19 protein-coding genes and 2 pseudogenes are annotated in these 22,111 nt (G+C 58.1%); 11 read left to right on the forward strand and 10 right to left on the reverse strand.

Features of this window, described 5'->3' with window-relative positions:
• Positions 1-315 precede the first annotated feature (315 nt).
• Entirely contained in the window at positions 316-3,525 is a 3,210-nt protein-coding gene (locus V1279_RS09545; protein WP_334434660.1) for a VCBS domain-containing protein, read from the forward strand.
• Between the two features lie 107 nt (positions 3,526-3,632).
• Here the strand turns inward: V1279_RS09545 and V1279_RS09550 are convergent, their stop codons facing one another.
• The 6 genes from V1279_RS09550 to V1279_RS09570 all read right to left on the reverse strand — a co-directional run bounded on the left by V1279_RS09550 (position 3,633) and on the right by V1279_RS09570 (position 7,309).
• Entirely contained in the window at positions 3,633-4,793 is a 1,161-nt protein-coding gene (locus tag V1279_RS09550; RefSeq protein WP_334434662.1) for a GNAT family N-acetyltransferase, read from the reverse strand.
• 15 nt (positions 4,794-4,808) lie between these two features.
• Positions 4,809-5,015 carry a hypothetical protein gene (locus V1279_RS37780; protein WP_442894745.1) on the reverse strand — a complete coding sequence of 69 codons (207 nt, stop codon included), beginning with the start codon at positions 5,013-5,015 and terminating at the stop codon, positions 4,809-4,811.
• Complete coding sequence (locus tag V1279_RS09555; RefSeq protein ID WP_442894746.1) at positions 5,015-5,386, reverse strand: acyl-CoA dehydrogenase family protein; 372 nt, start codon at positions 5,384-5,386, stop codon at positions 5,015-5,017. Before V1279_RS09555 ends, V1279_RS37780 begins: the two co-directional genes overlap by 1 nt.
• A gap of 329 nt (positions 5,387-5,715) precedes the next feature.
• Positions 5,716-6,135, reverse strand: a complete 420-nt coding sequence (locus V1279_RS09560; protein ID WP_334434664.1) for a VanZ family protein — start codon at positions 6,133-6,135, stop codon at positions 5,716-5,718.
• A 119-nt stretch (positions 6,136-6,254) separates the two neighbouring features.
• A complete protein-coding gene (locus V1279_RS09565; RefSeq protein ID WP_334434666.1) occupies positions 6,255-6,566 on the reverse strand; it encodes an ATP-dependent DNA ligase in 312 nt (103 codons plus the stop codon).
• Positions 6,567-7,045: 479 nt separating this feature from the next.
• Positions 7,046-7,309, reverse strand: a complete 264-nt coding sequence (locus tag V1279_RS09570) for a carbamoyltransferase C-terminal domain-containing protein (protein WP_334434668.1) — start codon at positions 7,307-7,309, stop codon at positions 7,046-7,048.
• Between the two features lie 361 nt (positions 7,310-7,670).
• On the opposite strand from V1279_RS09570, the gene V1279_RS09575 reads away from it, so the two are divergent.
• The gene (locus tag V1279_RS09575) at positions 7,671-8,468 is read left to right on the forward strand and encodes an FkbM family methyltransferase (protein WP_334434673.1); all 798 of its coding nucleotides are present in this window, start codon (positions 7,671-7,673) and stop codon (positions 8,466-8,468) included.
• A gap of 94 nt (positions 8,469-8,562) precedes the next feature.
• Positions 8,563-8,787, forward strand: coding sequence for a hypothetical protein (locus V1279_RS09580; protein ID WP_334434675.1), 225 nt, complete (start codon positions 8,563-8,565; stop codon positions 8,785-8,787).
• A 191-nt stretch (positions 8,788-8,978) separates the two neighbouring features.
• Here the strand turns inward: V1279_RS09580 and V1279_RS37785 are convergent.
• The 3 genes and pseudogenes from V1279_RS37785 to asnB all read right to left on the reverse strand — a co-directional run.
• Positions 8,979-9,083, reverse strand: a pseudogene (locus V1279_RS37785) (transposase); the annotation flags it as partial.
• A gap of 233 nt (positions 9,084-9,316) precedes the next feature.
• Positions 9,317-10,366: pseudogene (locus tag V1279_RS09585) on the reverse strand (O-antigen ligase family protein); the annotation flags it as partial.
• Positions 10,367-10,506: 140 nt separating this feature from the next.
• Positions 10,507-12,510 (reverse strand): asparagine synthase (glutamine-hydrolyzing), encoded by a 2,004-nt coding sequence (asnB, locus tag V1279_RS09590; RefSeq protein WP_334434677.1) that lies wholly within the window; start codon positions 12,508-12,510, stop codon positions 10,507-10,509.
• A gap of 597 nt (positions 12,511-13,107) precedes the next feature.
• Between asnB and V1279_RS09595 the strand changes: the two genes are divergently transcribed.
• The 7 genes from V1279_RS09595 (at position 13,108) to V1279_RS09620 (ending at position 20,085) form a co-directional block, all read left to right on the forward strand.
• Positions 13,108-13,356 carry a hypothetical protein gene (locus V1279_RS09595; RefSeq protein WP_334434678.1) on the forward strand — a complete coding sequence of 83 codons (249 nt, stop codon included), beginning with the start codon at positions 13,108-13,110 and terminating at the stop codon, positions 13,354-13,356.
• Positions 13,357-13,465: 109 nt separating this feature from the next.
• Positions 13,466-14,569 carry a Gfo/Idh/MocA family protein gene (locus V1279_RS09600; protein WP_334434680.1) on the forward strand — a complete coding sequence of 368 codons (1,104 nt, stop codon included), beginning with the start codon at positions 13,466-13,468 and terminating at the stop codon, positions 14,567-14,569.
• 31 nt (positions 14,570-14,600) lie between these two features.
• Positions 14,601-15,464, forward strand: a complete 864-nt coding sequence (locus tag V1279_RS09605) for a hypothetical protein (protein WP_334434682.1) — start codon at positions 14,601-14,603, stop codon at positions 15,462-15,464.
• Positions 15,465-15,861: 397 nt separating this feature from the next.
• Positions 15,862-16,896: a DUF354 domain-containing protein gene (locus tag V1279_RS09610; RefSeq protein ID WP_334434688.1), complete on the forward strand. Its 1,035-nt coding sequence runs from the start codon at positions 15,862-15,864 to the stop codon at positions 16,894-16,896.
• A gap of 181 nt (positions 16,897-17,077) precedes the next feature.
• Positions 17,078-17,260: a Gfo/Idh/MocA family oxidoreductase gene (locus V1279_RS37790; protein WP_442894882.1), complete on the forward strand. Its 183-nt coding sequence runs from the start codon at positions 17,078-17,080 to the stop codon at positions 17,258-17,260.
• Between the two features lie 130 nt (positions 17,261-17,390).
• On the forward strand, positions 17,391-18,446 hold the full coding sequence (locus V1279_RS09615) for a polysaccharide deacetylase family protein (protein WP_334434690.1): 1,056 nt from the start codon (positions 17,391-17,393) through the stop codon (positions 18,444-18,446).
• 295 nt (positions 18,447-18,741) lie between these two features.
• Complete coding sequence (locus V1279_RS09620; RefSeq protein WP_334434692.1) at positions 18,742-20,085, forward strand: IS5 family transposase; 1,344 nt, start codon at positions 18,742-18,744, stop codon at positions 20,083-20,085.
• Between the two features lie 41 nt (positions 20,086-20,126).
• Here V1279_RS09620 and V1279_RS09625 read toward each other — a convergent pair whose 3' ends face one another.
• Positions 20,127-21,245, reverse strand: coding sequence for a glycosyltransferase family 4 protein (locus V1279_RS09625; RefSeq protein ID WP_334434694.1), 1,119 nt, complete (start codon positions 21,243-21,245; stop codon positions 20,127-20,129).
• Between the two features lie 563 nt (positions 21,246-21,808).
• On the opposite strand from V1279_RS09625, the gene V1279_RS09630 reads away from it, so the two are divergent.
• Complete coding sequence (locus tag V1279_RS09630) at positions 21,809-22,060, forward strand: hypothetical protein (protein WP_334434696.1); 252 nt, start codon at positions 21,809-21,811, stop codon at positions 22,058-22,060.
• Positions 22,061-22,111: the final 51 nt, after the last annotated feature.

A 22,111-nucleotide genomic window follows, 5' to 3' on the forward strand; every position in this document is an offset into this window, starting at 1 on the left:
CGCCCATAATGAATTGGAGCGAGAGTGTTGGTTTCGCCGATCTCATAGCCGCGGGACGCCGGCGCCGGGAACTCCCACCGCAACAAGGGTACGGCGGCGATGGCCTCGTTACTTGCGTTCGCAGCGGCGTTAGCGAAAACGACACGGTGGATTGACTGAATCGCGGAAAGATAAGGTATAATTGCGCGGAGGCAGGCATGCCAGCGCCAGAACAGTTTGCGATGCAGCACCTGAACTGCGCTCACTGAGAAGAAATCCTATGCACTATATTAGGATTGGCGGGGTTTACCCTAGAGGGCAGGTCGAGGACCGCTCATGCGTCGTACCCGGTTGGTGATCGCAGACCGACACCCGATCGTTCTGCAGGGCTTGACGTCAATATTCGCGGCCCATCGTGACCTCGAGATTATTGCGTCCTGTCGCGATGGAGCCAGCTGTGTTGAAGCGATTCGGACTTTTGCGCCCGATGTCGCGCTTCTCGAGGACTCACTGCCTGATCTGACGGCATCTGAAATTCTCGCCATTGCCAACGCCGAGAATCTTTCCACCCGGCTGGTTTTCTTCACCGCATCAGTCGAACATGATCTCGCCGCGGCAATCGCCGCCGGTGCTTGCAGTGCGATTTCGAAGTACGCGAGCCCCGAATCTTTGCTGCAATCCCTGAGATCGGTGATGGAGGGCATCAGTTTGGTGCCAGAGCCGCCCCCAAATTTGGCGCCAACCGGCAAGGAAGTGAACTGCGCCAATGTCGAAGATGTGCTGGCCGTGCTGACGGACCGCGAGCGCGAAATCATGCGTCTGGTGTCCGAAGGCCTGTCGAACAAAGCCGTTGCGCGCCGGCTGAACGTTTCCCAAGGCACCATCAAAGTGCACCTCCACCACATATATCAGAAGCTTGAGATCAACAATCGGACGGTGCTCGCGGCGCTCGCCATATCACAACGATACGGCGGGTTCGGCACGCTGCCACTTGCAGCACTGACCTTCGCAGCGATGGACGATGTCCAGGCCAGCAGTTCCCGCGAGGATGCCATGCTGACCTACGACGGCACCGCTGGTGAAACGGTGTTGGACGATGTGTCGAGGACCGGCTTCTATGGTACGCTCTACCTGAACAGCGCGACCGGCGTTCACACCTATGTTCCCAGCAATGACCCGGGCAATGCGCTGGCGGCGCCCACGACCGAAATCTGTGCAATCACGGTTTCGGACGGCACCCTCTCGGGCAACCAAACCTATAAGGTCACTATTGGCGTTGCTAATGCCGCACCGGGCACGCCGAGCGCGACCGGCAAACTCATCGATTCCGACGTCTACAACACCGCCAATACGTTCACGGCAGTCAGCTCGACGAGGCCGAGTTCGGGCCGCTACGGCACCTTCATGATGACGGCCGCCGGAGTGTGGTCCTACACGCTCGACAACGCCAACAGCGCCGTGCAGGCGCTCGATGTCGGCGATACCCTGACCGATACCTTCACCGTGACTACTGCAGGCGGCACCAAGCAAGCGGTGACGGTCACCATCGGTGGCGGCGCCGATGCGGGCCCCAACAATTTCGACAACCTCGCCTTGGGAGACCGCGTAATACCCGATCCGCCATTCATCTTCGCGACTCCCCGAGGCGACACCTTCGCGGGAGGCGACGATGAATTTCAAATCGTCTATGCGGGCGACGGCGAGGACGCCGTCAACGGTACCGGCAGGGATGACCCTCTGTATACAGGATCCGGATCCGTCAACGGCAACAACGGCGCCGCCACCATCATCGGCGGATTTGGTGGCGACCGGCTGAAGGGCAGCAACGGCGACGACACCTTCGTCTATCTCGCTGTGGGGGGCTCCAGTTCGACCCAGTTCGATACCATTGCCGATTTCAAATCCGGGTCGGACAGGATCAATCTGGCGGCCTTTGGCGCGCTGGCGTTCATGGCGCTGTCTCCCACAGCTAAGACCGTGCCGCCGCATACCATCGCCTGGATCTATGACAGCGCTAACAATCAAACCATCGTGTACGTGAATCAGACCGATCAGACCCTCGATATCGGCGATTCGGCTCTGCTGGAAATCCACCTTCAGGGCGATGCGTTCGTTCAGGAGTCGGATTTCGTCCACGAGCCGGCAACAGCGACCGTCGCGGCCACCGGCGAGGCGATCGATCCGGCGCTGGCCGCGACGACGGCAGGAGACGTTCTGACGACGAGTGGCGCCGAGGCTTCCGGGGAAGCGACTGTCAGCGAGACTGCGCGCGTCACAGACAGCATCTGGACCACAGCCGACGAGAGCTTCAGCTTCCATTTCGCGCGGGAGCGGGTCGATTTAACCGGTTCTGCCCGGTTTGCCAGTCTCGGCGAAGCTCCGGAGCATGCGACCGAAGACGGCGAAGATGGCGCCGCTACCCTCGCCAGCGCGTCTTCGGTCGAGCTTCTCCGCAGTTACACAACCGGACCAGCGGAGGATCACTTCACGTTCGATCAGGGGCCGATCCACGCAAGCACCGTCGCAATGACGACCAGCGATGCCGCCGCAACGCTTGCGGGAGGCGCGGTCGATCATGGTGGCTTCGCCGTGGCAACCGCAACGGCCGCGTCGCAGCACGCCGAGCATGGCGTAGCGTCCGGAAGCGCTGCCAATCACGGCCAACCGCAGCGCGACTTGCCCGCCGCCTCTGAAGACGCCCTCGCAGCCGCCGAGCAGCATGCCGAGCATGTCGCAACACCGGGGAGCGGTGCCGATCCCGGCCAATCGCAGCGCGAGTTGCGCATCACCTCTGAAAACGGTCCCGCAGCCACCGAGCAGCATGCCGCGCATGATGCAACACCGGGGAGCGGTGCCAATTCCGGCCAATCGCAGCGCGACTTGCATACCACTTCTGAAAACGGTCCCGCAGCCACCGAGCAGCACGCCGCGCAGGATGCAACACCGGTAAGCGGTGCCGATCCCGGCCAATCGCAGCGCGACCTGCATACTGCCTCTGCAAAGGGTCCCGCAGTCGCCGAGCAGCATGCCGAGCCTGGCACAACACCGGCAAGCGGTGCCGATCCCGGCCAATCGCAGCGCGACCTGCACGCAGCCTCTGAAAACGATCCCCCAGCCACCGAGCAGCAGCAGGCCGCGCATGGCGCAACACCGGTAAGCGGTGCCAATCCTGGCCAATCGCAGCGCGATTTGCACGCAGCGTCTGCAGACGCGTCCAACAACTCACATTCGGAATCGAACCCGAACGCTGCCAGCAAGGATCAACCTGCCCCCGCCGACGCCGGTCACGCAGAGCTGGCAGCCGCCCCGGCACTCGGAGATTCATTCCAGTTCAAGAGCGAGATGGCCGATTCCAAACATTCAGACACTGTGGCAGATGTGGGCAACGATCCGGCTTCGGCCGCGCATGACCGGCACATTGTCCAACATGATGGGCTGGAAGCGATCCAGGATACTGAACCGGCCGGGCTTTCGCTCCCGGAGCAAAACGCCGCTGATCACGCCAAGGGCGCACAGCATCATGTGCCGCACGATCTGATCGTGTGATGGTGCTGCCTTCCGGTCTTGAAGCGCGCGGCGGACGCGACCATCCATCGTTCGCGCGTCCGATCCTGCACAGCGCAGACATCGCGGCGTAAGGGCCGCGCAACCCGTCACCGTGCCCAGAGTTTTTTTACCGCTGCAACACTGCCGGCCGCGCGCCGAACCTTTCCGGCGAGCCGCGGATAGCGTCGCAGTCTCTCCACGGCCTGGTCGCGCAGCACATGGGGCGTGCCGCGCCAGGAAAGGGCGATACCGACATCCGTCAATGGAAGAGGTTCCGCGCCAAAACGCCGCTTGTAATCGTAATTGCCGATGCTGAAATCAAAGTGCCGCACACCTTGCCCGTGCAAGGCGGCCATCGTCCGCTCGATGCAAAGCCGGCTCGGTGAGAAATTGGACCACTGCTCTCCGTAGGTGTTCCGCAGCAGAGAATAGTGCCGGCCGTGCCTGAGTCCCAGGGTGGTGGCCACGACGCCGTCGTCGCAGATCAACGCCGAAACCACGGCGTAGCCTTCCGCGAGACCGCGACTTACGACGTCGCGATAAAACTTCGCGCGACGGGGTTCGTCGAGAACGAAGTTCTCTCCCAACTGCTTCATGCGCTTGTGCTGTTGGCGGTCCATCACATCGAGAATCCGCAGCGCTTCGTCGACGGTGGTGACGATTTCAAATCGGGCTCCGGGGTGGTGGCGGGTGAAGACGCGCCAGCACCGCGGCATCTGTATTTTGCGGATCGAGGCGCGATAGACCTCGAAATCATCGCCGAGTTCGACGAGATTGCCGTTCATCGAGCAGGATCGGGCCCCCTCGATCTCCGCCAACGGATTGGGACGCCCACAGATTTCAAGCGGCATCTTTTTCAGCCGGATCAGATCGGGACGATCAGGCAATTGGCGCAATGCCGCCAGCAGCGCGGAACCGATCGTGCGCAGGCTTGCGGCAACATACTGCGCGTTGGACGCCAGTATCGGCGCGTTGTAGTCGCTCAGGCCCAGATCCGCGAACTCGACCGAGCGAACGCCGTGTTGATTGCGGAACACCAGCGGAACGAGCGCGACATCGCGCTGCGTACTCGTGTCGCTGATGATGGCAATAACGGGATTGACGGTGTCGAAGGCGCGATACCATGCATCGAGCCAGTGCCTGTGCTGAAAGACCGTGGCGTCGCCGCCGTTGCCCCAGCGCGCCGAGGCTTTGGTCCAGTCGCGGACAAACTCTACGCGGAACGACGCGGCTTGCTTCCCAGGCTCTAGAACAGCCAACCTGGCCATGCTTCTCACTCACCGTCAAATTGAATGTGCTTGTCTCCGACGGGCGATCGTGATGATGCCGTCTGCCTCGGCGCCGCAGGAAATCACAGTCGCGTCGCGCAGCAGTGAGATCTCCGTGCCGGCGCGCTCCACTGCCGCCGAGCTGAAGCGCATGTTCCCGCCGTTCTGGCCTCCCGTTGTCGATGACGCCAGCAGCAGCTCATCTGCGGCCACGCGGCGCATCAGCCTTTCGTGCCGGCGCTGCCCGCGCCGTGTCGGACTAGACATGCGACCTTGGTCTGAAGCGTCGCGAAGGTCATGCCCGCTGATGCGCAGGCGCGACCGAGCGTGTAACACATGTCGGTCACCTCGGATATCGATGCGCCGTCTCCGCTGAATTCGATGGGATCTGGGTGCCCCAGAAGCCTCTGCTTGCGCACCCCGTCGATGGCCTTCCGCGGAAAGCGCGCCTCGCGGTCCGCGGCTTCGACCTCCGCCGCCGCAGCCTCTGCGACGGCGGCCGCGCGCTGCCGGAATGAGGCGCAGTCGGAACGGAATTGTACTCGGCTGCTTTCCAGGACGAAGTTGCGGAACTGGGCTTCCTGCACGTTCATAGCCCAAAGCCTCCCATTTGGTCGGACGATCCGCATCGCGTCGAGATGAATGCCACGCAGATTTCGAGGGCGAGAATCTAACCCGACCGCGCCTGCGGAGTCGGCGGCGCAAAGGTGGATGTCGATGAGCAATGCGCTTCCGGACGAGGTACCTCCGAAGTGTCGTTGGTCCCAAGGCCGTCAGCTCGCAAATCTGACCTGGCGGCTTGATGGGGCCGGACTATCGTGGTGGGCCGCGAGCGGGGAATGAAGTCGCCCGTGACGAGCTTCCAGGACGCTACGATAATCTAGCGATAACAGCGGCACATGACGGCTTGGCGACGCGTCGATCAATCGTGCAAATTGGTGCGATGTCTAATGTTGGCGGCCCGCTCGACAGTTCGGGTGCCTGCGGCGCGTAACAACCAGAAACGTGCTCGATCGAAACGTAGGACAGCGCGGCCAGCGAAAACGCCTGCGGCGCCTCCAGCAATTTTTTGGAGTGCGTCTAAGGTTCGCGCGTGGCGATCCGGATTAAGAAACTGCAGAAGCTCAAGCAATGCGGCGCTGCCAAGTACGATGAATAGGACGGCAAGAGTGCGTCGAGGATAGGCTAAGCAGAAGAGCGTGCCGAGAATGGCAAATGCTGCAAGATGTTCCAGCTTCAACGAGGTCAGCAAAATCGGCCTATCTCTAAGCGGCGACAGAGTTAAATAAGCAATGACACACAGACCGGCCCATGCAGCGAACTTAAGTAGTTTTTGAGACATGAGGTTTTCCTCTCGGCTTTGCTCTACTGCCTGGCGTAACTAGCCCAAGCGCAGAGCTTGCCATGGCGGCCCGCTCTCAGGACCGGGGTCGCGCCGTAAAGCCGGTGCGCCGGGCTAGCCTACGCAAGTGCACCGGGTGGAATAATTGCTAAAAAGGGGCACTCCTCTTGAGTTCCACCGGTTATGGTCGTCTCTGCAACCCGCCCATGAATTGAGAAGACGCCCTCAGGACGCCGCGCCAGCAGTTGTTCGAGGTCCATCTTGCGCGTCGAGAGGGGAAGCTTGCGGAGATCCGCGCCGCCTGCGGCCAGCACGTCGAAGGCGCAGAGCTGCACTTCTTTGTCGTGCTTGCGAGAAGGGAGCGCGTTGAAATCCGCGATGACGTCAACATCGAGCGCGACGGCCTCGCCACCGAGAACGAAATTGCCCAAGACCTTGCCATGCCGCCATGCCGAAGGCCTCATCTACCCTTAGAGCTGGGGCCTTCTGTGTCGTCCACAGTGCTGGTCGGCATGTCGTATTTGAGCGAGGCAAAGACTCAGATAGATGGTCGAGGTTGCCAGCCGATCGTCAGTTGTGGTGAGAGGTTTCCGGCGTAGACCGCCATTGCGCTCGGGAAGGATGAGTTCCGGAACTTCCCATCGGGAGATTGTCGATCAAGGGCACGAATATGGTGGTTGGTTGGAGCAGCGCGAGCGACGCTTTAACGCTCCGCAAAATGTGTGCCTTTGCGCCGCTACCTCTGCCCTGCGCGGCGGACGAGTGTGTTCTCGAGGAAGAGAAACTCGATGCCTGTCCCGAAGAACGTGTCGATGGCTTTGCGCGGGGTGTTGACGATCGCCGACCCTTCGCGTTGAAGCTCATGTTCAGCACCCATTTCCCGACCAGTCACTTTACGGACAGCCTGCACCTACGCGTGGAATTCCCGATTGCCCTTGTTGATCGTCTGCAGCCGAGCCGCTGACGTGCGCGTAATCGCAGGCAGCGCGGCACGATGCTCAGGGCGAACGTCGGCGATCATAATCAGGTAGGGAAGTTCGAAGCCCTTCGGTACCTCGAACCAATCCTGTACCTGTTCGAGACTCACCGCCGGAGCGAACGGGCGGAAGGCTTCGCGCATCTTGACCATCGCGTCGATGCGATCACGCATCTCCGTATGGCCGGGATTGGCCAAGTTCAGCCGGCCACAAGCGACGACGGCTCCGACCTTGGCGCCGCGCTCTGGTCAGAGACCTATTATGGCCGGAGATGACGTAAGGAGCCACTGATCATCAAGAGCCGCTAGTTACCCCTTTTGGGGCAGGCACGATATCCCAATGGCTGGCTGTATCGGGCGTCGCCAAGCGTATTTTGGATGTTGGAAGGTGGGCAATCTTCGGCCGAGCCGAAAGCTGGTGGTCAGGAAGCCGTAAACAGATGAGGGCCGCTGCAATGCGTGCCGGCACTTGAAACGAAAGAGGTTGAGAAAGCACCAGTTGGTAGCATGACCAGGACAGGTCAGTCGTCGCTCAAGGATACTGGTTTGGGGAACTACGATGTTGGACAAGGCCACTGAGATTTCACAGTACGCGCGATGGGCAGAGATGAGATACTGGCTCGGGATGCGCAAGTGTTTTTGGCATGAGTACCTCCGCACTGGAGAATGGGAGCTGCGCGAATTGCACAAATATGTGCGCAGAGATGGTGTTGCTCTCGACGTCGGCGCCAGTACTGGGGTCTATGCATACCATCTCAGTCGGATGGCCCGCTACGTTTATGCTTTCGAGCCGATTCCAGAAGACGCCGAGCGCATTCGCCGGTTGAGAGTGAGGAATATTGTAGTCGAGAATGTTGCACTATCATCCCAGGAAGGCCGGGCAAAGTTGCGAATTCCGCTCGTTCCCTCTCAAGGAGAGGATAAAGGTATGGCCAGCCTTGAGCCGCGCGTGGTCGCTGACGAGCGCCTTTCTCGGACGATCGACGTTTCTCTGCGTCGGTTAGACGACTATGAATTCAAAAACATTTCCTTCATCAAGATCGACGTCGAAGGCCATGAGGAGGACGTGCTTGACGGAGGACGAGAAACAATCGTCCGCGATCGCCCCTGCCTGCTGATAGAAATCGAGGAACGCCACAATCCAGGTGGGCTTAGCCGAATTGATAAGAGCCTGTCCGCTCTTGGCTACGAAGGGTTCTATTTTGAGCGTGGCAAGCGTCGTCCTGCCAGAACGTTCGACAACGCAGGCAATCAACTACCGTCGCTGGCTTTCGAGACTGGGAACGAACGTCGGAGGAGTCTCTCCTATATCAATAACTTTCTGTACTGCCCGACGGTGCGCATGGGCAGTGCCTAAGCGAGCTTCTCGCTCGCAGAGACAGCCGGCCAAGATGAACCGCGAAGGCTAGATTCGGTGGTATGGATGCTTCCGAGGCCAAGCGGCTGAGGCCTTGGAAGAGGAGAACACGAAGCTGAAGAAGCTTCTGGCCGAGCGGATGCTCGACGCTGTCAATGCCGGTTCAAATTTCCCCAGATGTGGCGAAGCAGAAATTCCCCAGGCGCAGGGTACTCGGCGATCAGCCAGCTGGCTGGTGATCGTGGGCTCCATGTTTGGGTGGTCGACCGCGGCGGCGCGGCGGCAACTCTGGCAGCGTCGCGCTAACTGCTGCGCTTGAGTCGTTTTGCTGTTGGTGCTACTCGGTCAGCATACTCCAGCGTAGGATTGCCATGCCGTCAGCTCGGCGCCGAATCCGCGACGCACTTCGCCTGCCGGCCGCGGTGGGCGATGACGGCCTCGAGCCTGCGAACGACCCGCACTCCCGGCAGCGAGGTAGTATTTGGGAGGTCGCCAGTCGCACACGCGCGCCGCCTTCAGCCGCCGAGCGTCGGAGCCCCTCAGCGCGCCGTACCTCCACTTCCAGTAACAGAAAGTCGCGCTGCTGATCCCGTGTGTCCGGCAGACGTCCACTGATAAGTGCCGCGATCGAATCGCAAATACAATGGGATCGCGGTTAACGATAAGATAGTCAGCGCACCGAGCGGGTCCTGAACCCCGGACAATGCCGCCACCTCGAAGAATGAAGACAACAAGCCCAAAATAGGAAAACTCAAAAGCAGCATAAAGAAATCCCTTTCGGGGGCAGACGTCTTCACGCGGCCAATGCCTATTACTATGACTGACGAAATACAACATAGCAATAGCACCAGACCAACGATCCCTGTTCCAAGCAAGACGTCAAGATATCCATTATGAGCATCGACGGCAGCCTTTCCGATTTCGCCAACGAGAAGAGGTCGCATGAAATCGGCCGTTGCGGCGTAATAGCCGTATCCAAGGAGGGGCTTCTGCCAAATTGCGTCAAGCACGATGCGCCAGATGTCGGTGCGTCCAGAAAAGGTCGCGTCGCGCCCAACGACAGCTACGAGGTCTTCGCTGAAAAAAGAGAAGGCTGTAAACGCCAATGCGCTTACACCGACCACAATCAGCATTAGAGTGCTTCGGGAAGCACGAACAGCGCCTATCAGCCAGTAATAGACTAACAGCATGCACAAGGCGATCCACGAGTTTGCCGATTGCGCGCATATCAGGCACACAATCGCCGCGACAATACAAATCACGCGGAAACCAACGGACACGTTTATGAGACGCCTGAGAAACAAGAAGGTGAAAACGCTGATAGACGCCGCGGCGCCCAGTTGATTTTTATGCGCGAATACCCCGCGCCACCGGCCGACATTTTCATCTTGATGTATGCTATCATTCACTTGATGTATTCCATATTTCGGAAAAGCGACCGCCATCACCACGCTCGCGAGCATCAAAAAAACCAATAGTTTGACTATTATTTTGCAGAAGGTACCGATATCCAAAACCTGACAGACAGCGGCAATGGCAAGGATATATAGAAACACCAACGACGCTTGCTTGAATGTGTCGTATGGATCAACAGACCATACGGTCGATGCGAGGCAGATACCGGCATAAATCATAATCGCGCTCGGAAGACATACGCCTGAACCCCGACACATCAAGGCAATTACGAGGCAAAAAAACGGAAGTGCCATCTGTAAATAATAGACGTTTTTTGTCTCCGATTGACTTTCAATCGGAATAGTCGGATCCGTTCCGGAAATCACAAAAAAGAATGGATATATAAAGACCAGCAGCAGACCGATGAATAGCAGTTCGGCGACTCTCGAGTAGATGAGCCCGGATATCTGAGGATGTGCATTTGACATTGTCAGGGATCGCATCGGCGGTTCTCCACCAAAGCCCAGTCCAAATGTTTCTCTTTAAGTCAAGCATGCGGTCGGCAGCGAAATCGCGGCCACAAGTTGGGATGCTGTCCGTCCAACGGTTTCTCGCTCAAGCGGCTCGCTCGTCTGGAGAAAGTTTACCAAGGACATCGTACCTCCGGCTGGGAATAGAGAGCTGGTCTCCTTGTTCCGGTGTCCGCCACCGATGCACCGCCCCACCGACGATGCCAATCCTGAAACATTAGAATGTTCCAGATGAAGAAATAGCGTCCATTATCTCCGCTCAAGAATTCGGCCCAGACCGAACGAACTGCCTCGACGTCAAAAATATCACCGGCGCTCAGGCCAGCCTCGTCCATCAGGTCTTCGGCCCAATCCCGCAACGGACCGCGCAACCAATCTGCGAGCGGAACTCCGAAGCCCATTTTCGGGCGCTCGACCAAACCATCGGGCACATAGCGGGCAAGAACACGCCGGAGCAAGTGTTTGGGGCGCGGGGCGCGCGCGTTCTGAAATGACGGCAGCTTCCAGATCCATTCAACTAGACGATGGTCGAGCAACGGAGCGCGCACCTCAAGAGCGACAGCCATAGAAGCGCGATCAACCTTAGTTAGGATGTCATCGGGCAAATACGTGCACATGTCGAGGTAGCGCATACGGTCCACCGGATCGGGCAGGAGGACCTTGAGGTTCTGACCCCAGCAGGCCGTCCGCACCTCTTGTGACCCGTTTACAAGATTGTCTGGGTTCTGATGGTGCGAGACAACTTGATAGTACACGGAGTCGATCGATGACGCTGAGAGGATGTGAGCCAACCGATGGGCCTTTTGGCCAACCTGTGGCACACGCCGAAAGTATGGTGCATAGCGCGCTATCCTGTCGAAGGCGCTAGGCGGCACAACGCGAATGCTTGAAGACGCGAGGCGGCGGAGTGCAAGCGGCACTTTCGCACTCGGCCGCCAAACGCTCTCCGTCCACCGATACAGGTCATACCCGGAAAACAATTCGTCTCCACCGTCTCCTGAGAGGGCCACCGTGACGCGCTTCCGCGTCAACGCGGAGACAATATGGGTCGGGATCTGGGAGGAGTCAGCAAATGGCTCGTCATACATTTCGGCCAACTTCGGCACCACATCGAGAGCTTCAGCGCCGCTGACGGGAAACGTTGTATGCTCGGTCCCAAGATGCCGAGCGACAGCCTCAGCGTGTTTCGATTCGTCGAATGCCGCGTTCTCAAAGCTGATGGTAAACGTCCTGACTGGTCTCCGAGAAGCTCTTTGCATCAGTGCGACGACAGTAGATGAGTCATAACCGCCGGACAGAAAGGCGCCAAGCGGTACATCCGCAACCATGCGGCGCGATACTGCATCATGAAGCAACGCGTCGAGTTCATCGACCAGTTCCTCTTCGTCGGCTCGAAGCGTAGTGCGCCGACCCTGAGAAACAACACCAGCGAGATCCCAGTACACGCCCACTTCGGGGCCGCCGCCGCTCGCGATTTTTACGAACCCGGCGGGCGGCAGTTTGTAGACATCTTCATAGATCGTGAATGGACCCGGCACATAACTATGCCGGAGAAAAGCGGCGATCGCTCCACGATTGAGACTTGGCTTCCAACCGGGATGAGCGCGCAGCGCCTTCAATTCTGATCCGAACAACACTAGTCCATCGAAGATCGCCCAATAAAGCGGCTTCTCGCCCATTCGATCACGAGATAGGAACAGTTGACGCGCTCCCGCGTCCCACGCTGCAATTGCGAACATCCCGTTCAAGCGAGCGATGGTCGATTTGACGCCCCATTGGGCGAAGCCTTCGACAATAACTTCTGTATCTGATTGCCCGCGAAACCGAACTCCGCGACCCTCCAGCTCGGTCCTCAGCTCTCGGAAATTATATATTTCACCATTGAACGTAATTGTATATCGGCCGTTGGCCGAGGTCATCGGTTGATGTCCCATTGGGGACAAGTCGATAATTGCAAGGCGACGCTGCCCGAAGGCAATGCTGGCCTCCTGGCTCAACCAAACTCCACTGTCGTCTGGTCCGCGGTGACTCAGGGTTTTCGTCATTGCAGACGCGCGCCTTTCTAGAACTTGCAGGCTGCAACCATTCCGCTCCCAAATTCCGGAAATTCCGCACATGCTTTGAAAAGAGCTCGCTGGAGGAGGTCAACGCGAGCATAGTCTTTTGAACCGGTCCGGGGCTCGACCCTTTCGGATTACCCATTCTCGATCACAGTAGAACCCCAGACCACCTGGTCTGTGAATGGTACAGATGCCGTTACCTTGATTTCGTACAGGACATGCACAACTCCCACGTTGGCCTGCAACGGAAACAAACAGACAAGGCTGGTGAAAGCGAACCGAAATCCAATGAAGAAGCGGCTCGTCCGCTTCAAGTTGTCAGGGTAGCTATAATGGTCCATTGAGCCGCGGCAGTGTGGGATTAGGTTGTCAAAAAGCAAAGGACGGCCTGCCAATCTGACCAATCCAGCCGCCAGCTATGTCTACGAACACCCGTGTCACGGTTTGGGTAACCCTCCTTGGCAGGCCCGTGTGGGGAGCTTTGCTATATCGTAGCGGGGCCTTCGATTGTTCACCTCGCGATGTCTCGGAGATTGCATCAGCGGAGGATAGTTGAGGGTGCGCCTTCAGCTGACGGCGTACCGGCCGCCCTTAGTGGCTTGCGGATAGGTCGGCAGCGATCGAGCGGCGTTATGGCTCGCCTGGAGTGCCGTCGTGTCCAACAAAGTTCTCGTCGTGGCTTCTAGAGGTGTGCACTGGATTCAAATGCGGCGGCTGCAATCGGCATTCAATGGATTGGATGCTGCATTTGTAAGCGTTCATTCCACCTACGCCGAAGAGGTCGCCGGCCATCGCTTCCATGCCGTCCGCGATGTGGCGCGCTGGGACCGAATTGGTTTGACGATACTGGTCGCCCAGCTGACGTTTATGACGAGCTGGATTTTGCGATCGCCAGAGCCATGACGGACGGACATGTTGCCGACGGAGTTCTCGAGCTTTGCGCCGGAGTCGCTTCTCACGCGGGTACGAATTTCTGGCAACTAGAAGCGTTCCTCATGTTAGGGAGACCGCGATGGTCAATGTTGGTTTGATCGGGCTTGGCAAGATGGGACTCTCCCATCTTGCGATTGTCAACGCGCATCCTGCGGCCAAGCTGGTTGGAATTTGCGATAGCGCGAGTTATTTGTGCGCCATCCTCCACAAATATACGGGCATCGAGGCCTTCTCTAATTATCGGGAACTGCTCGATCAGAAATCGCTGGATGCGGTCATCATGGCGACGCCTTCGCGATTTCATGGTGAGATGGTCCGCGAGGCTCTCAATAGAGGCCTGCACGTGTTTTGCGAAAAGCCATTTTGCCTCGATGTATCCGACGGTCTCGATCTGGCGGAGCTGGCTGAAAGGAAAGGTGTTGTCAATCAAGTGGGGTATCACCACCGATTCGTTGGATCGTTCAACGAGGCCAAACGTCTACTCGATGCGCACGCGCTTGGCCGGCTTCATCACGTCAGGGTTGAAGCCTATGGGCCGGTGGTGTTGCGACCCAAAGGGGCGACATGGCGGTCGAAGGGCAGTGAGGGCGGCGGTTGCCTCTATGATTACGCATGCCATGCAATCGATATCGTGAATTATCTCGTTGGCAAGCCCGACGCTGTGTCCGGTACGGTGCTCAACAGGATCTTTTCCCGCGACGTGGACGATGAGGTCTACGCGACGATGCATTTTGCCGATGGCACGACGGGGATGATCGCCGCCAACTGGAGCGACGACAGTTTTCGCAGAATGTCGACGCAGGTCACGCTCTGGGGCACGAATGGACGTATGGTCGTCGACCGTCAGGAAGTGAAGACATTCATTCGAGCCGCGGCGGGCAGCGCTGTTGCGGCGAAAGAGGGTTGGGACATTCGTCATACAACCGACTTTCATCGCGATGTCTGGTACTACCTCCGGGGCGAGGAATATTCTGCGCAGCTCGACTACTTCTTTCAATGCATCGTGGAAGGTCGCCGGGAGAATATCTCGTCCTTCGAGTCGGCGGTTCAGACTGATTGTGTCGTGGCTGCGATGTTGCAGAATGCGGGAGAAGCGTGGCGGCGAGTGGAGTCCGGACCCAGGAGTCCAACTCTGAGCCGAAACGGATCTGGAGGCTTCTTGTCCGCGGTCATGGGACGCTGAGATAGATCTCCCAGCAAGGGAGGAGGGGCCAGTGGATCGAATATTGTTCGGCGATAATCAGTTCTTCGGCATCAATCACATGTCCGAGGAAAAGGCGCGTGCGCAGGCCATCCGCTTTGCGGATATCCAGGAAATCATTGATCTGCTGGATGCCGCCTATGACAGCGGAATCCACGTCTTCATGTGCACGACGCACGATCGAATCTTCGAGATCTGTGCGCACGTCCGTTCGCACCCGGAGCGATATTCGAAGCTGGAATTCTATCCCTGCATGCCATACGCCCACAAATATGCAAATGCCGTAACAGAGCACGGAATGATCGAGGCATTGAAGCGATTCTTGCCCGCGGAGGGCGCCTTTTCTGCGTTGGTCAGAGGTGGTGTATCTGTGGCCAGGCGCGATGTGGAGGGTATGGCGCGGCTCCTGATCGACGCTGAGATGAAAATGTTCAGCGGGCTGAGAACACCAGTCATCTTTCTTCAGAATGTGGTGACTGACCTATTGCTCGGGATGGGGATCAAAGAGGCATTTCGCATTTTTGCCGACCATGTGCAGGAGCGCTTCAACGCTGAGCCGGGGTTTATAACGATGAATATGCCGCGTCTTCTCGACGTTCTAGAGGAGGTTGGCATAGAGAACCCAATCGTATGCGCGAATATAAATAAACTGGGCTTTCGGATGTGCGGCGGTATCGAGCTTTACGAGAAAGCCATTGCATCCCGCAAGTTCAGGCCGGTGGCGATGTCCGTCTTGGCTTCGGGAGCGATCAACCCGCGTGAGGCTATCGAGTACGTCTGCCGTCAGAAAGACATCAAATCAATTGTGTTCGGAGCTTCAAGCAAGAGCAATATTCTGAACACGAAACGCCTCATCGAGGAGTATAGTGTCGCGTAGGCTCCGCACGGCTTCTTACCAAGCTCTCAATCACAGCCGCCCGGATGACGCAATTGAAGTCGATGTGCAGCTCAGACAGCGCGTACGAAACGCCAGATCAGACACATCACACATCAAACGGGCGCCGCCAGCGATCGATTCCGCTAGCTGAGAGAGAGCAAGCACGAGGAATGTTCGGGGTGAGTTGGCCGTCAGTGGAAGGCGAGGCGAACTTCAGGCACGGGCGATATTTCTTTGATCTATTAATTCCAAGTAGGCGATGCGTAAGCGTCGTAGAGCGGCCTAATGTTCTGTGTGGAGATTTCCTCGGAGCCTCCCGCCCATGTCTGGCCGCATTCCTTCAAGGAGCTTGCCTGGTTCACCTGGGATTACCCGCTGAAGCAAGTTTGGACGAATGATGAACATTTGGTTTGATCTCCATAACTCGCCCCACATTAACATGTTTCGAAAGCTTATTGGGGAGCTTCAAGGGGAACATGAAGTAGTTATAACGGCCCGACCACTTGCGAACACGATTGATCTGTTGGAGCTACATCAGCTCAATTACGAGGTCGTCGGTAAACACTACGGGGCGAACATCGCTAGAAAAATTCTAGGGTATCCCGTCCGAGTGCGCGACTTGTACCGTTTTCTCAAGGACCATTCAATTGACCTCGCGGTCTCGCAAAGCTCCTTCCATTCTCCGGTCGTCGCGCGACTTCTGGGCGCCCGGTCAATTTATCTGAACGACAATGAGCACGCTCTTGGAAACGTGCCAGCATTCCTGTTCGCCGATGTGATCATGCTGCCAGAATTCCTTGACCCCCGGAACATTCGCTGGCAGGGCGCTCGCGCGGCTAAGGTGCGCCACTTTCCGGGAATAAAAGAAGGCATGTATCTATGGTATTTTGCCGATCAATTCACGTCGCGACGCACTGATAGGACGGCGCGAGACCAGCGCAGAACGGTCTACGTGAGGCCGGAGCCCTGGATCGCTCAGTACTACAAGAGTGAAATCAACTTCTTGGATAGTCTTTTGCTTGGGCTTCGCGATCATGTCGCTTTGACCGTCCTTCCAAGAGGGCGTGCGCAGGGTATCCATTACAGAGATGAAAAATTCAAAGGCATACGCGTGATCGATACCGCGCTTGATCTGGCAGAAATAGCTCCAGATTGCGATCTATTTATTGGTGCTGGTGGGACGATGACCCGGGAGATGGCGGTGCTCGGTATCCCAACGGTCTCGATCTATCGATCGGAGCTGCTCGATGTTGATCGTTACTTGCTGCGGAGTGGATGTATGCAGCATCGGCCAGACCTCGACGCGGAAACAGCGCTGAGGATCCTTGACAACGCCGCCGAGCGGGGTCCGAACTTGGAATTGCTCCATAAGGGCAAAGTTGCCTACACCCAGCTGTACTCGCTGATTCTCGAGCTAGGCTGCCGCCACTGACTGAAAGGCTGGATGATGATCTAAGCGGCCTCATTGGGCTCGGCAATGTGGGAATCTCTCATCAAGCCATTATCACGGCTCACCCCGATGTAAGATTGGTTGCGGTGTGCGACGGTGCTAATTTCATCCTGATGCTAATGAAAAAATGTACTGGCGTTAAGGCGTATGAGATACTGAGGAGCTGGACCGCTTGTTCATCGCGACGCCGTCGCGTTTTCATGGTGAAATGGTTCGACATGCACTTGATCGAAACATGCACGCGTTTTGTGATGAACCGTTCTATCTTGACGTCGAACAGGGTGGAGTTGGCGAAACTGCGGGGCTCAATACTCATAATTGGGTAGCCAGAATGCGCTCCAGTTGAGCTCGATCGAAGTGCTTTTATTCTCAACCCTCTCTTGCTTACACTTGCGTCGAAGCGGGAAGTGGCACGCTGCTCCTGCAGCATGGTTAGAGCCCTGGCTGAACGCATTACTGCTGCGAGGTCGCCTCAATTGAAGCAGCTGTTTAAAGATGCCCTGTCTTATGCGATCGGAAGCGCTGGACTCTTTCCAGTTTTTCGCAGGGTCTTCGCTGGTAGGGCGGTGATCGTGATGTTCCACGAAATTCAGCGGGACTGTCGGTCGGAATTGAAGACCGGCACTTCGGTTGAACTTTTTGAACATTCGCTGAGTTGGCTGAAGCGGGAAGGGTGGGCAATTGTCAGCCTCGAGGAGTGCCTTGAGCGGTTGGCTAGGAAGGACTGGTCGCGCCGCTACGCGGTGCTCACTTTCGACGACGGGTACCGGGACAATGTCTCGGTGGCGCTTCCAATCCTCGAGCGCAACAACGCTCCATTCATGATGTACGTGCCGACCACCGCGTTGACGCGAACCATGCAGTCCTGGTGGCTAGGATTACGCGAACTATTTCGCTCAAGAGAAGCGATAACGATCGACGCAATGGGCGTTCGATTTCGTTGTCCCAACTTGCGGTGCAAGGAAGTCGCCCTGAGAGAAGTGGACCAGTGGGTCCACCAGGATTATAGGCGCGCCGCAGCGCTTACGACGACATTCGAGAACGCTGGTATTTCCATGTCGGCGCTGAACGACCGATACTTCCTGGATGCGCGCGCGCTCCAAAGTCTGGCGCGTCACCCTCTCGCATCAATTGGCGGGCACACAACCTCACATCAAGCGCTCGTAAACTTAGACGCGGCCTCAGCGCGGACCGAGTTGGCGGACAATCGTAACTATCTTGAGAATTTAGTTCAATTGCCCGTTCGGCACCTCGCTTATCCGTACGGCGCATGCGGTCTGCGAGAAGAGCATCTCGCCAATGAGGTGGGATATGTGAGCGCCGTAACAACACGGCACGGCCAGCTAAGCGGCGATCGTATCGACCGATTCGCGCTTCCCCGCATTGGGGTGAGCAGTGCGTTTGATTCAGAAGTTTCCTTCGCTGCTCGAATGAATGGGGTGCAGTTGGCGGCGCAAACGCTACTTTCGCGACGATCACATCGGGAGGGGTTGGAAGGTTCTTTGCGCCTGACTCGGCCGACAGTGGGCTGAGACCACCGCAAGTCTCCGGAGGGGCGCCCGTCAACTGCGGCCGTCACCGCTAAGGCGATCGCCGCTGCAGACACAGCAGTGGCGGATATAATCTGCGTGAAGCTACGACTCGCGGATGCCAACAGTGCCAAGAAGCCAAATAGTCGTCGGTGAAGAATTCCCAAGTGACTGATATGGAATCTGAAAACGCGACGTTTGGGCAGTCGAATTTGCCGGAAACCTGGCGTGCGGAAGGGGATTCCTTGCAAACTTGATTCGTGATTCTCTCGCCTGGGAATGATTTGGCGGGGGCGCAATGCGGCCACGGGAACGGCGAGAAACGGGTGAGCAGGATCTGTTCCGGTCCCGGCTCGATCAGATCATCGACATGAAGCATCCGCTGGTGACGCTGGGGCGCACGGTGGATTGGGGGTTCCTGGAAGGGCGCCTCGGCGAGGTCTACACGGACGGCCCCGGCCAGCCGCCGCTGCCGACGCGATTGATGGCGGGGCTGGCGATCCTCAAGCACAGCTATGACCTCTCCGATGAGGTGCTGTGCGAGCGTTGGGTCGAGAACCCCTATTACCAATACTTCTGCGGCGAGGAATTCTTCCAGCACCGGCTGGTGTTCGACCGCTCGTCGCTGACGCGCTGGCGAAGCCGCATGGGCGAGGAGCGGCTGGCTGCGCTGATCCAGGAAAGCCTGTCGGTTGCCACCAGGACCAAGGCGATCAAGCCATCCGAACTGTCACGGGTGATCGTCGATACCACGGTTCAGCCCAAGAACGTGACGTTCCCCACCGATGCGAAGCTTCTGAACCGGGCGCGCGAGAAATTGGTGCGGCTGGCGAAGCTGCGCGGGGTGGATTTGCGCCAATCCTATGCGCGGGTGGGCAAGCTCGCGCTGATCCAGCATCAGCGCTATGCCCACGCCAAGCAGTTCAAGCGCGCCAACCGGGTGCTCAAGAAACTGCGCACCTATCTCGGCCGCGTCATCCGTGACATCGCCCGCAAGATCGAGGGCGACGGCGGGCTCGAAACGGCGTTTACAAAGCTGCTGGCGCTGGCTCGGCGGGTGCGCGAGCAGAAACAGCATCAGCGCGGGCCGAAGATCTATTCCCTGCACGCGCCGGAAGTCGAATGCATCGGCAAAGGCAAGGCGCATCGGCCTTACGAGTTCGGCGTCAAGGTGAGCGTCGCCACCACCCTCAAGCACTGCAAGGGCGGCCAGTTCGTCGCCCATGTGAAAGCGCTGCCCGGCAACCCTTACGACGGTCACACCCTGGCAAGCGTGATCCCGGACATGGAGGCGCTCGTCGGCAGCACCATCGCGCGCATCCTCGCGGACAAGGGATACCGCGGCCACAATGCGCCGCCCGACTACAGGTTCAGAGTCTTCATCTCTGGCCAGAAGCGTGGGGTGACGCCCAAGATCAAGCGCGAATTGCGCCGCAGGTCCGCCGTCGAGCCCGTCATCGGCCATCTCAAGGCCGAGCACCGCATGGGTCGCAACTATCTCTGGTTCCGCCGCGGCGACGCTGCCAACGCCGTCCTCGCCGCCGTCGGCTACAACTTCCGCCGTCTGATCCGCTGGCTCACACTCTTGTTGCGCCAAATCCTGACGGCACTCTTCCCGGAGCCGTCGATCAATCAAACCTGAGATCAGGATTCTTCACGGGCGACCAAATAGGGCGTCGGTGTCTACGCGAGTGTCTCCCGCTTTCGACAGCGTGCCGCCTTTCGCCAGATCGAGACCAGGCGCTTTACGTAGTTGTTGATTTCATATCGTTCCGCATGGTCGCGGCGGGCGGCGTCGCCCAGGCGACGCCTCAACGCTCCATCATCGAGCAATCGATTAAGCGCATTGGCAAGCGCTTCGACGTGCCCAACAGGCACGAGGAGCCCGTTGCGCTCGTGAGCAATGACTTCGGGAACGGCACCAACAGGAGTTGCGACCACAGCTACACCGTAAGCGAAGGCCTCGATGACTGCCATTGGGAGACTTTCGACAAAGGATGGCAGCGCAAGAATGTCGGTCCGCTGCAGTAGCGCGGCGGTTTCTGAAGGATCAAGCCAGCCCGGAAACTTCACGCGGTCGGCGATCCCGAGCTGTTGCGCCTGCTCTCGGGTTTGCTGTATTTCTCCGCTTCCAGCTATGGTCGCAATCCAGTCGGTGCGGCACGCTAGTTTTCCGAGTGCTTCGACGAGTTGTGGGACACCCTTTTCTGGAACAAGGAAACCGAGGAAGGTAATACAAATTCGTTCGGATTCCGACCGGCCCCGATTTGGTTGACTCGGGGACATGCTAGCGTTCGGAAGGATCGTGATCTTATCTCGAAGGCTGGGAAGCCGATCGAGAATGACGCGCGCACCATAGTCGCCTAGCACAATAATCGCTGCACTATCCACGAACAATCGGTTGAGGCTTTGGCGCAGATATGTCCCGGCTCTTGCCCAGAAATCATCAAACTGGCCGGCGTGAAGATGAACGACATAGGGAATACCAAGAAAGCGCGCTATAGCCGCGATAATCAGCTTGCGGTACGCGCTTCCGCGAAATGCGAGGTGAATGTGGATTAGGTCAACCTCGCCACGCCTTGCAGCAACAACGAATTGGACTAGCGCCTGGGCAAAGAGCACCACTGCCCAATAGATGTTCTTCTGTCCCCTGGTTATCAGGCGCTCGGCCTTGACGCCAAGGTCTCCGCGTTGGTCGATTGTATCGATAATGAGATCCGTAACGCGATCAATTCCTCCTCGCCCGTGCGGGCCGTAGGGTGTAGCTACGATCAAGCGAAGGGTATTCTGGGTCGTACTCATCAAATACACCGAAATCCGTCATCACGCTGAGCCGGAGCCATCCTCGGCAATTCCCGCCTAAGCCTGCTTGACTGGACTACGTGGGGAGGACAGACGCGCGGCCTGCCTTATAGCGACAGTCCGACAGAACACGATTGCGCAGCCTTCCAGCGGTCCGCCCGGACGTTCGCGGTACTGAGACGACGTTCGCTCCGATAGTCGCGCCACTGACCATCCTAGTCGCCTCGTCGAAATTTGCAATGTCGGGCTTCCTCGACGCCAATGGTGAGCGAGTATTGATCGCGCGACGTTCGCGCCACCAGCTAGCAGCCGGGTGGAAGCTTGCGGCCTTCCGCAGCGATTGCGGATGTGTTCGGGCTCCGCGTTAACGGGTGCGGACTTACGTGGACGGCAGCGATCGAAAATCGGTTCATCACCGAGTTACTCACAATTGGGTAGCCACTCAGCCCCACATAAACAACCCCTTTGCCTGCACTCGTTCAGCACGCCCCAAGGCTATTGTAGAAGAAATATTGCGGTGTTTGGACTTGGCATCGTCGACATGACGCGGCCGGGGAGTGGCGATGCGTAACCAACAGCGTTTGCAGCTCGTTGCGCTCAATGTCGCCAAGTTCGCCAACATGCGCTTTGATCCGGTGCTTGCGGCCGATGTCGCTGATAGCGATGTGATCAGCATTGATGGCATGGGCATCGTGTGGGGCGCGCGGGCGCTCGGGCTGCCAGTCAAGTCGCGTGTGACCGTACGCAAAAGCCTGGGCATGGCACCGCGAGCGAACAGCGGGCTGGCGCCCGGAACGAGCCGGGTAGGGGGGTGAGGCTTGCAGAAGCATTTTCTCATTCTGTTAGGTGCCATCTGGAAGCGATCA

It is taken from the genome of Bradyrhizobium sp. AZCC 1610 (assembly GCF_036924515.1).
Lineage (GTDB): Bacteria > Pseudomonadota > Alphaproteobacteria > Rhizobiales > Xanthobacteraceae > Bradyrhizobium.